9 protein-coding genes are annotated in these 10,128 nt (G+C 63.7%); 4 read left to right on the plus strand and 5 right to left on the minus strand.

Annotated elements, in window-relative coordinates:
* The first annotated feature begins 406 nt into the window (after window positions 1-406).
* Window positions 407-712, plus strand: coding sequence for a thiamine-binding protein (locus ACO48X_RS09335; RefSeq protein ID WP_485001814.1), 306 nt, complete (start codon window positions 407-409; stop codon window positions 710-712).
* A gap of 184 nt (window positions 713-896) precedes the next feature.
* On the opposite strand, the gene eda is transcribed toward ACO48X_RS09335, so the two are convergent.
* On the minus strand, window positions 897-1,610 hold the full coding sequence (gene eda, locus ACO48X_RS09340) for a bifunctional 4-hydroxy-2-oxoglutarate aldolase/2-dehydro-3-deoxy-phosphogluconate aldolase (protein WP_485001815.1): 714 nt from the start codon (window positions 1,608-1,610) through the stop codon (window positions 897-899).
* Window positions 1,611-2,085: 475 nt separating this feature from the next.
* Window positions 2,086-2,268, minus strand: a complete 183-nt coding sequence (locus tag ACO48X_RS09345) for a hypothetical protein (RefSeq protein WP_485001816.1) — start codon at window positions 2,266-2,268, stop codon at window positions 2,086-2,088.
* On the opposite strand from ACO48X_RS09345, the gene ACO48X_RS09350 reads away from it, so the two are divergent.
* Window positions 2,216-2,818: a mannitol dehydrogenase family protein gene (locus ACO48X_RS09350; RefSeq protein WP_485001822.1), complete on the plus strand. Its 603-nt coding sequence runs from the start codon at window positions 2,216-2,218 to the stop codon at window positions 2,816-2,818. The two genes, ACO48X_RS09345 and ACO48X_RS09350, sit on opposite strands and share 53 nt — an antisense overlap.
* Window positions 2,819-3,719: 901 nt before the next feature.
* Here the strand turns inward: ACO48X_RS09350 and ACO48X_RS09355 are convergent.
* On the minus strand, window positions 3,720-5,456 hold the full coding sequence (locus ACO48X_RS09355) for a hypothetical protein (protein ID WP_485001817.1): 1,737 nt from the start codon (window positions 5,454-5,456) through the stop codon (window positions 3,720-3,722).
* A gap of 59 nt (window positions 5,457-5,515) precedes the next feature.
* Complete coding sequence (locus ACO48X_RS09360) at window positions 5,516-5,929, minus strand: hypothetical protein (RefSeq protein WP_485001818.1); 414 nt, start codon at window positions 5,927-5,929, stop codon at window positions 5,516-5,518.
* Window positions 5,930-6,312: 383 nt separating this feature from the next.
* Here ACO48X_RS09360 and ACO48X_RS09365 point away from each other — a divergent pair, with 383 nt between their 5' ends.
* Both ACO48X_RS09365 and ACO48X_RS09370 read left to right on the plus strand, forming a co-directional pair.
* The gene (locus ACO48X_RS09365; RefSeq protein WP_485001819.1) at window positions 6,313-7,071 is read left to right on the plus strand and encodes a chemotaxis protein; all 759 of its coding nucleotides are present in this window, start codon (window positions 6,313-6,315) and stop codon (window positions 7,069-7,071) included.
* Between the two features lie 766 nt (window positions 7,072-7,837).
* Complete coding sequence (locus tag ACO48X_RS09370) at window positions 7,838-7,981, plus strand: hypothetical protein (RefSeq protein ID WP_485001820.1); 144 nt, start codon at window positions 7,838-7,840, stop codon at window positions 7,979-7,981.
* A 901-nt stretch (window positions 7,982-8,882) separates the two neighbouring features.
* Here the strand turns inward: ACO48X_RS09370 and ACO48X_RS09375 are convergent.
* Window positions 8,883-9,305, minus strand: a complete 423-nt coding sequence (locus ACO48X_RS09375) for a hypothetical protein (RefSeq protein ID WP_485001821.1) — start codon at window positions 9,303-9,305, stop codon at window positions 8,883-8,885.
* Window positions 9,306-10,128 lie beyond the last annotated feature (823 nt).

Here is a 10,128-nt window from a genome sequence, read left to right on the forward strand (position 1 = left end):
CGGACGCCTGTAGAGGACGGACGCCGTTTGCGGACCGACGCCGTTTGCGGAGCCACGCCGATTGCGGACCAACGCCGATCAAGAAGGACTGGAACGAAACTCCGGCTGCCCGCCGGGGAGCATCGACCCCCAAGGCCCCGATGCAGACGCGCCTCCACACTCGCGGAGGCTGACCCGTCCGCGTGGGTCATTTCTGCCGGACGCGTGGCGCGCCTCCACACTCGCGGAGGCTGACCCGGTTTGACGATTCGAAGTCGCTCCGCGGCCCGTGCGCTTCCGCGCTCGCCAGGGCCAACCGTCAGCGACTCCGGCCGCGCGTCTGCGCTTCCGCGCTTGCGGGGGCTAACCGCCGGCGACTCTGGCCGCGCGTCTGCGCCTTCGCGCTCGCGGGGGCTAACCTGGCCCTATGTTGCTTGCATTCTCCATTGCGCCGATGACGTCCGATCAGCCCGACGGCTCCGTGTCCCAAGCGGTCGCGGCCGCGGTCCAGGCGGTCCGCGAGTCTGGCTTGCCGCACGAAACCACGTCCATGTTCACCACACTCGAAGGCGAATGGGACGAGGTCATGACGGTGGTCAAGCGATGCGTCGACGTCGTCGCCGAGCGATCTCCTCGAATCTCGCTTGTCATGAAGGCCGACATACGCCCGGGCTACACCGGGCAGATCGCCGCGAAGGTCGAGCGGGTCAACGAAATCCTCGAAAACGGGTGAGCCGCCGCAGTCGGGGGACATGCCGACGCCGTCGCTGCGCCGCGAGGCCGGTTCCGCGCGGCGAGGTCGGTGCCGTTGAGTTTCCCCAGCTGGGGCGCGGCGGCGCTGAGCCGCCGCAACAGGGGCACGCCGGCGCCGCCGCACGCGCCCGGCGAATGCCCCGACGCCGGAGTCGGACGGCGCCTCACATCTTTTGCACGGCCTCGACCAGCGCGACGGCGGCCCGGGCGATCCGGGTGATCCCGTCCCAATCCTGCGCCTTGACGAGCCTGTGAGGCACCACCCATGAGGTCCCCACCGCGGCGACGGAGGGGATGGCCAGGTATTCGGCCGCGTTGCTCGCGGAGATGCCGCCCGTGGGAACGAAGCGCACGTCGCCGAAAGGCGCGGAAAGCGCGCGTATCGCGGCCGAACCGCCGGACGCCGCCGCGGGAAACACGTTGACGTCGGTCGCTCCGGCGTCGACCGCGGCCATGAGGTCGGTTGCGCTGGAGACGCCCGGCAGCGGCAGCATGCCCATGCCGAGGGTGTGCTGAACCACCCGCCGTGAAAAACCGGGGGAGACGACGAAGTCCGCGCCCGCGTGGAAGGCCGTCTCCACCTGTGGAACCTTGATGACTGTTCCGGCTCCCACGATCATGCCGGCTTCGGCCAACCCCTCGTCGTCCCTGATCGAGGCGATCGCCTTGGCTGCCGCCGCGGTGCGCAGAGGCACTTCGAGCACGGGAAGTCCGCCGGCGACGAGGGCGCGGGCCAGGGGCACGGCCGCCTCGGCGACGTCGATGGCCGCGACCGGGATGATGCGGCGGGCTGTGAGCTGTTCAAAGGTGATCGGCATGAGAGTCCTCGTCGTTGTGGGGTGGGTGTATTCGATGAGTGCACTCCTTTTGGTGCGCACTCCCTGTGGATGCCGTCGTCCGCGCGGGCCGACGTCGGCGGATTGAAAGCCGCCGTCTGGCAGAGCGAACGGCCGAGCCGCCGAGCTGACGCCAAGAACCGCCAAGCCGTCGAATTGACGTCGAACCGGGTGAACGGCCGCGCCGGCGCTTGCCCGAATCGGCGGGCGCTCGAACCGCGTGGCGACCGGCCTTGGCCGACGGCGAATCTGGGCCGACGGGCGGCAGATCCGGCCGGCGGCCGAGCCCTGTCGACAACCGATCCGACTGCGGCGGGTGAGCACGCGAGTCCGGCTCGCATGTTTCCCGATCGGGTGTCAAACAGCGGCGCAACGGCATCCGCCACGATTCTACGGGTTGCCGCCGCGGACTGACAGCAACTAGCCGACCCGCGCCGAAGATACTGCCACAACTCGCCAGCACGTGCCGACAGCAACCGATTGGCAGGCGGCGCCAGGCGGGCCCGAAACCGGCCCGTCACCAGCGCCGCACCAGCTTCTGAGCCAGCCGGCCCGCCTGGGAGCACGCCGACGGCGTCGCCTTCACCGACGAGGTCGGCAAGTACGAGCTGGTCAAGCTGCGCCTGCTCAACGGATCGCATTCGCTCATTTCGTACCTGGGCGCGCTTGACGGGCGCGAGACGATTCCGGACTCGCGCACCCAGCCCTTCGTCGAAGAATGCGTGCGCGCCGCCCTTTACGACGAATATCTGCCCTCGATCGACCTTCCCTCGGGCTTCGACGCCGACGCCTACATCGCCCGGCTGTTCGTGCGGTGGACGAACTTCGCGCTGGGCGACAAGACGGCCCGGGTGGGATCCGACGGGTCGGCGAAGCTCCTTCAGCGCATACCCGCCCCGGCCATACGACTGCTAGAAAAGGGGCGCGTGCCGCAGCAAATGGCGCTGACGGCGGCGGCCTGGATAGCCTGCGTCTGCCCTCCGCAAGGATTCGACCCAGGCCCGATTGCGCGTGAAATGGTCGAGCCGAAGCGAGAAGCGCTCGCCGCGGCGACGGCCGGCGCCTCAAATGTGCGCGAGCACGTCGATGCCGTCATGAGAGGCGGCTTCCTTCCCGACGGACTCGTCGTCTACGAGGCTTTCACAAGCAGGGTGGCCGAGCTCGTGGAGGCCATCGTGCGCGACGGCGTGCGCGCGGCCGCGGCGGACGCTCTGGCGAAGCGGGGCCCATTGGAGGATCGCGAAGGGTAGGGGGAGCTCTCGCCGAAGCCTGAGGCGACTTTTGGGGGGCTTGCACGATAGCGTAGGGCCATGACGAAGTACAACGAGCAACCGGCGGGGCTGCGCATCCCTTCGCACCCTGTTGGGGATCGCGGTCTGGAGCAAGACTGTGAGATGCGGGCAGACGGAAGCGCATGGCAGGCGCAGAGTTGACGAAGGTTGAGGGCGAAAGGCGAGTGGGAGCTGTGAGTGCGGAGTCGGCGGACAGAATGGGGGCTGAGATGCGCGCGGGGTGCGGATCAGGGTGGCGATGTGAGTGCCGGGGTGGCGACGTGATGTTAGAGGGCGCGCGTGTCGTTGCGCTGGATGACTGGGGCGACGGACGATCGCGAGGTTGATGTGTGCGAGATCGGCGGACATGCGCCGACGACGTGGGGTCAATGGCAGAAGACGGGTGCGGAGTTAGAGGGCAGACGTCGGTTTGACGGATGAAGCGAATAGTGAATACGCGAGGAACGGCGGATGAAACGAATATGACGAAGAGGCGTTGAGTCGGAGATTGGTGGAGCGAGCAGGGTGAAAGGCAGACGCAGGGCTGACGGACAGGAGGCGACGGAAGACGGAGTTGAGAGGCATGCAGAGTTGAGGGGCCGGAGTTGAGAGATTCGAGAACAGACAACATAGCGAATGGGGTGGGAGCCTGGCGGTTCCCACCCCATTTTTAGCTTTGCATTGAGAGCCTTGCTGCCTTGTGCGGCAACGAGACCTCGCTGCCTTGTGCGGCAACGAGACCTCGCTGCCTTGTACGGCAACCTTGGGCTCCTTGCCTGCGCGTGCGCAGTCGCCCTGCTGGTGGAGCATGCGCTTCGCGGGAATGCCCGCAATGGAGCATTCCCGCGAAGCGCTTTTGAAGCCGCTGCGGCTTCCTCCGTCAGGCAGGAGCGCCGTCGTGCGGCGTCTCCTCGCGCCGTCCGGCTTCCAAGAACGTGATCGTCTTGTCGTCCTCGTACATGGAAACCTGCGTTTCCTCGATTGGGCGTGAGAGGGAGTCTTCCTTCTTGTCCTTGCCTCGACGCCCCCCGGTCAAACCGGCGATAGCGCGCGAGGACGCGGAACGCCCGGCGGTCCCCGAGCCTCCGCCGCGTCCGGCGGCGCCCATTTCCGCGGAGCGCCCGCCGTCGAATGATCCGGCCGACCTTCCCGCGGCCGACCCGACGGTCCGTCCGGCTGTGCCCGAAGCGGTGGCGCCCCGGACTGAACCAGCCGTGCGCGCAGCGGTGGAGCTCGTCGAGCGAGCGGCCAGTCCGCCTCGCGCCGCGCCGCCGGCGCCTGCGCGGTTGGCGGTTGCACCGGAGGCCCCGTTGACCGATCCGGCCTTGCCGACCGACGTCGCCGATGAGGTGGCACGAACCGCGGTGGTCGCGCCACGCGTGATTCCCGATCCGCGAGCGGAACTCGTCGGGGTGGCGGTGCGAGCGGCGGTGGTCGCGCCCTTGAGGATCCCCGAACGGCCCGTCGAGGTCGACCCGGCGGACGTGGGACGCGCTATCCCGGTGGCCCCGCCTCGCGCGGGGACCGCCTTGCCGACCGACGTCGCCGATGAGGCAGCTCGGGCCGCGGTGGTCGCGCCTTTCAAGATTCCCGACCCGGAGGAGGGCATGGAGCGCACGGCTGCGCCCGACCGCATGGAGGCGGCCTTTGAGGTCGGCGCAGACTTCGCGGCAAGCGCCGCGCGCGCAGCCTGGTAGGCCTTGTACCCGGCCACTGCCGCGCCGCCGCCGACTGCGGCGCTTGTAGCCAGGGGGTTGAAAACGGCCGAGGAATGCGACGACGAGCCCGAACTGTGCAAAGCGGCCTTTACCGATCCCGGAATGAGCGCGCCCGATTGCGACGTCGTGTAATGCGAGTGTTGCAGCGAGATACTGTCCGCAGACGAGCTGATGCCGTGGCTTCCGGCGTCGCTGTAGCTGCCGGCCGTGCCCGCAGAAGCGGGAGGGGCGGAAACTCGCCAATCCGTGGCTGATCGCGACGGAGCCGACGAATGCCCGGAAGATCTGCGATTCGATGAGCCTTGCTGCTGCTCGGGGTTATTAGGCGCCCATTTTTCCCTCTTGTAATCTGATCGTGTTCTCTTGACGCGCGCGCTCGCAAACCGCCTCGGAAGCGCAACGACGGCCGTGGCTGTGTGAGCGTCCAGCGTTTCCAGGACTCTTTTCGCCTGGGTATCGATTTTCGCGTGTTCGGCATTGCGCATTTGCTCGACTTGTCCGGAAATGGCCTGCTCGAGCAAAGAGCCTAGTATCGGTGTGTTTCTGACGTCGCTCTTGGCCTTGTCGATTTGGCCGTTCACCGAGTCGAGGTTTGCTTGAATCTGTTTGCTTTCGTCCTGAGCCCGGCGGCCGCCTTCGACGAAGTGGTTTTGGACCTTGACAAGGGTGTCGACGTCCGTGGACGTTCTACGCAAGCTCGAGGCCAGGTCGTCAAGGCGGGCCGACGCCGATTCGGCGGCTTCCCCTTCAATGCCCAAGTCGGCTGCGACCCTCCGGTTGACTTCGGCGATTGTCTGCAATCGGCCGCTTATCTTGCCGAGGGTTTGATTCGTGTGCTCGATCAGGCCGGGATTCCATTCATTGATGGCTCTGAGCCGATCGGCGTTAGGAGTTGCCATGGTTGCCTCTCGAATTGTTCCTATTGGTCTTTACACGAGACAGACTCGTCCACTGCTGTTTAACTATGGAGAGCATCGTGAATCTTGCTCATTCCCTCTGGACTGGTGTAAGAAAACTTCTCGCTGAGCCCGTCAAGCGTACTCAGAATGTCCTGACGTTCCGCCTCGTCTTCAAACTCGAACGAGTCGACAGACCACCGCAGATCCTCGATCGTCTCTTCCTGGTCAGAGGACAGACTCGCCATCTCTTGGTCAAGAGTCACCAGCGAGATGTGAGCCGGCCTCCCGAACTGCTGGAGCTCCTTGAGGGTTGAATACTGGGACGAAGCCTCCTGCGCATTGTCGATGCCTTGAGCGGCTTGGTCCACGGCTACGCTGAGCTCTTGCTTTGCGGCCTCGTACTCGTCGCCGGCCTGCTTCAATTCGTTCAACTGGCGCAGGAACTGGTCCTTGTCCAACCGGAATATCGCCACGCGATCATCCCCACTTACTTCCTGGGCGCGAGCTGCGCCTTCCCGACATAACGACGGCAGGATCGCGAGAAACCCCTGCCGTCACAGCTTTAGAATACGCGTCCTGAGGCCCCGCAAACTAACCCGTTTGGGGGCACTGGCATGCCACGATAAGTGAAAAGTCAATGAATGCAAAGAAGAGCCGCGGAAAGGAAGCTGAGGGGACTCGTTCCCTTTGGAGTGGCACGCTTTCCCTTTGGAGTGGCACGCCGGCCTGGGATTGCCTGCTCTTCCTCAGCTCGTCGTTGGCCGAGATGAGGTTGTGGGTGAGAAGCGCGGAGGAAAAGGGTACTATCCTGAATGGCACAGTTTCCTGCAATTCTGAGTGCAGAAGGAAAACAAAAATGAACGACCACCACCACTTCACAGGCCTATCACACGCAGTGAAAGGTTCCTCATTCGCGCTGAAGCTAACGATGGTCTGCCTGACCTTTTTGTTGAGCGCCTGCAGGGTTGACGGGACTCTCGAGTTTCAATCCAACGGCTCAATGCACTCGGAGATAGTATTTGAAGACATTAAAGGCTTGATGGCAAAGATTGGAAAGAATTGTTCCAATTTAAAGAATTACATTAGTCCACTCCAGGCTTTTCTGGCCAAAGCCACTTACGAAGAAACAGTATCGGAAAAAGGAGTACGTAAGTGCAAAGTGGTGTCCGATGAGCCGCTGAATAATGTTGAGGCAAAAAGAGAAGGTGATAATAACCTATTGATAATAGGCAAGCAGGGTGTCATTAGAGAAGAGGTTGAACTGGATATGACGATGCGTATCGGAGTGCCAGGAAAAATTATAAAAACGACTAATGGGGTTATTGAGGGGAACAAGGTAGTCATAAGGGGCGTTAATCGCACAGCTCGAGGTGCCACGATAACGTGGACAAGCGGCGCGAACGCGCCACATAGCTCTTCGTCGTCAGATTTATCGAGCAGCTCGGCGGGTGGAAAGACAGCTGCCGGTTCGTCAGCGGATGACAGTGGTTTTCCCGCGTGGGCGTGGATCGGCTCCGGCGTGGGCGTCCTTGCTCTTGCCTTGATTCTTGGCGTTCTCATTGGGCGACGTAAGAGGCGTGCCGTACCGCCTTCGCTCAATCTCGGCCAGAGGTAACTGGCCGCGGCCCTGCCACCGCCGCGGCGGAGCCCGAGCTCGCGCACGGCGACGCCGCTCTTAGTCAACTCAGCGTTGAACGAGGCGCGAGTGAGAATCGCTTCTCGCCCGCGCCTCGTCAAGTTTCCGCCTGTGCGGGAGCTAATCGCGATCGTTTTCGCGACGGCCAGCTTCCAGGAAGGTGATCGTTCTGTCGTCTTCATACAGGCGGACCTGCGTGGACGAGGCTGAGTCGTCGCCGCGGGGTCTGCGCTCGTTCTCCTTGCGGCTTTGGCTTCGGCCCGTCAGACTCGACAAGGCCCGCGAGGTTTCGCCACGGGAGGCAGTGTTCGCGCGATTTGCCGCACGGCCGACGGAAGTGCGTCTGGAGGCAGTCCCGCCCCGTTCCGAAGAAACTGTCGCTTTGCCGCCTGTTGCCGCCGAGCGGCCTGCGGCGGTCCTGGAAATCGAACTGCTCGTCCGGCTTGCTGCTCCGGCTCCGCGTGTTGAAGCCGCTTCGCGCGTTGCGGAGGTTTGGCTCCGGGCGCCGGGGACCTTGCCAGCCTCTCCCGCGGACGAGGATGAGGCAGGTTTGCGGACCGCCGTTGTTGCGCCCCGCACGATCCCGTTGCCTCGAGCCGACGGCGAGGGCGCCGGAGCCCGGCTCGCCGTCGTCGCTCCCCGGAGGATGCCGCCCGATCGCGCTGAAGCAGAGGAAGAAATCGGCCGAGCAACCCCGGAAGCGCCGCCACGCGGCGTCGCTCCGCGCGCTCCGGCAGACGGAGTTGTGGACCGGACTGCCGTGGTTGCGCCTCGCACGATGCTCGCCGACGAGGGCGGCGTCGATCGAATCGCCGCTCCGGACCGCATTGAAGAGGGCGTCGATCGGGGAGAGGACGTCTGTGCGGCACGAGCGGCCCGCATGGCTTGATACGCCTTGTATCCGGCTACCGCCGTTCCGCCGCCGATGGTTGCAGCTGCAGCCAATGGATTGAAAACCGCGGAAGGATGCGCGGGCAAATGCGTTGAATTTGAGGGGCCAAACCCTCCCAACTGTGAAGGCGCGTAGTGCGAGGCTTGCAAAGCCGGCCCGTCTGACGGCATGCCGTTTGGGCTGAGATGCCCGCTCGTGTAACTGCCCGAGCCGCCAATCGAAGGGGTGCTGTTCGGGGTGTGCCAGGCTGTCGCCGACCGAGTGGGGCCCGCCTGGGGGCCGCTTGCGGGCCCGTTGTCTGAACTGTTCGCGCTGCCGTTGGCGCCGCCGTTGCCCTTGCCGGTTGAGTCCGGTGGAGCCGAGGCGTGCCTTGATGCGGGCTCGTTGTCCTGAAAAGGGAAGTCGCGAGCCAAAGCCTCTGTGCTTTCGCGCAAAACGCGCAGTACATCTTTGGCTTGGCGATCCACCTCTGCGCGAGCGGAATCGTCCTCTGCTTTAGCCATGCTCTGTAAGGAGCGATCTTTTTTCGCGCTTGGAAATGAAACGCTAGCTCCATTGTAAGTATTGTAAGCACTGTTGATATTTTTGAGTAACTTTTGGATCTCCTCGTTGTCGTCTTGTGCCTTCTTTCCCAAGCCGAGGGCTTTGTGCTGCACTTCGGCAAGCTGTTTCACCTTCTGAGAGCCGTCCAGCAAGCGGGTGGCGAGCTTGTCCAGGCGAGAGGAGGCTGAATGGGCAGTCGTCCCTTCGAGGCCGAGGTCGGCTGCCACTCGCCGGTTGATCGTGGCGATGTCGGCGAGATTGGAGCTGACTTTTTCCAGGTGTTTGTTTGCCTGCTCGATCGGGTCCGTTCTCCAGGTTTTGATGCCGTTAAGGTGGTCGGCGTGAGGGGTGGCCATCATTTGCCTCCTGCACTTTTCTGCCCTTGCCCTGAACCTTTCGGCCCTTGCGCTGAGCTGGAGCTGTGTATGCCGTCTATAAGCGAATCGAAACCCGGGGTTTTGGAAAGGAAGTTGCCTATGAGGTTCATTCCTTCGGGGGACACATAGGTGAATTTCCGATCGAGTTTGTCCAAGATCTTGACGAACTCGTTGCGTTCGGCGTCGTCCCGAAACGCGAATGAGCTCAGCGAGGCCCTCAAATCCGCAATCACCTTGTGTTGCTGCTCGGAGACGTGCTTCAGCTCTTTGTCCACGGCCACCAGGGACGTGTGGACCGGCGTGCGGAGATGCCGGAGCTCGTCCAGGTTCGACCACCGGTCGTCGTCGCTGGAGGGCGCGCAAACTCCGTTGCTTTGAAGGTCCTTGCAGCTTTGGCCCACGGCAAAGCTGAGCTCGTTCTGCGCGTCCTCGTATTTATCGCCCGCCTATACCAGTTCGGCGACTTGTCGCCTGAACTGATCCTTGTCCAATCGAAACACTGCCACGTGGCAACCCTCCTTGATGGTTGTGTATACAAGTTTTGTCTAACGGTCGCAATGCTGTTGTGAAAGGAGAACGGTTTCCTCCCCTGAATGCAGAATACTAATGAGAGAGCCGGTTGCCTAGTCTTAAGAAGCGGACATTCATGCTATTTTGACAATAAAGTAGGTAAAGCTAGGGAAAAATTCCTGGAAATTGCTTGTGCGAGGTCGATCCTCCGCCCGCGTGTCGCGAGAGCCCCGGACGTTGCCGGTCGCTCGAAACCCGCCCGCTTCCGTGGGTAGAGGCTTCGGGAGGCCTCGATTTTGAAAAGGCGGAGCCAGGCCCTCTGCGCATGGAAGCCCGTCTGGATGGCGTCGCACGGGCTGCCTGTGGTCGCCTCGGCGTATGCGCGAGCGTCGCGAATCTCGTCCGCCTGAAGTTCTTGTCCGCCGATCGCCTCTGCCCATGCGGGGGCGTTGCTGCGCTGGGCGAGGCGGGACCGGTCGAGGGGCTATCGCCTGCCCCGTGCGGGGCGCAGCGTCTTGGTGAGCCATCTGAGTCTTTGCCGGAGTCCTATCGTCTGCCCGTGCGGAGGTGTAGCGACTGCGCGTTTCGGCGTTGGCCGTCGGCACTGGGTTTTCGGCGTTGCGCTGGCACGCCCTCCCGGCGTCGTCCTAAGCGCCGTCCCCGGCGTCGTCCTAAGCGCCGTCCCCGGCGTCGTCCTAAGCGCCGTCCCCGGCG

This window comes from Peptidiphaga sp., assembly GCF_057238965.1.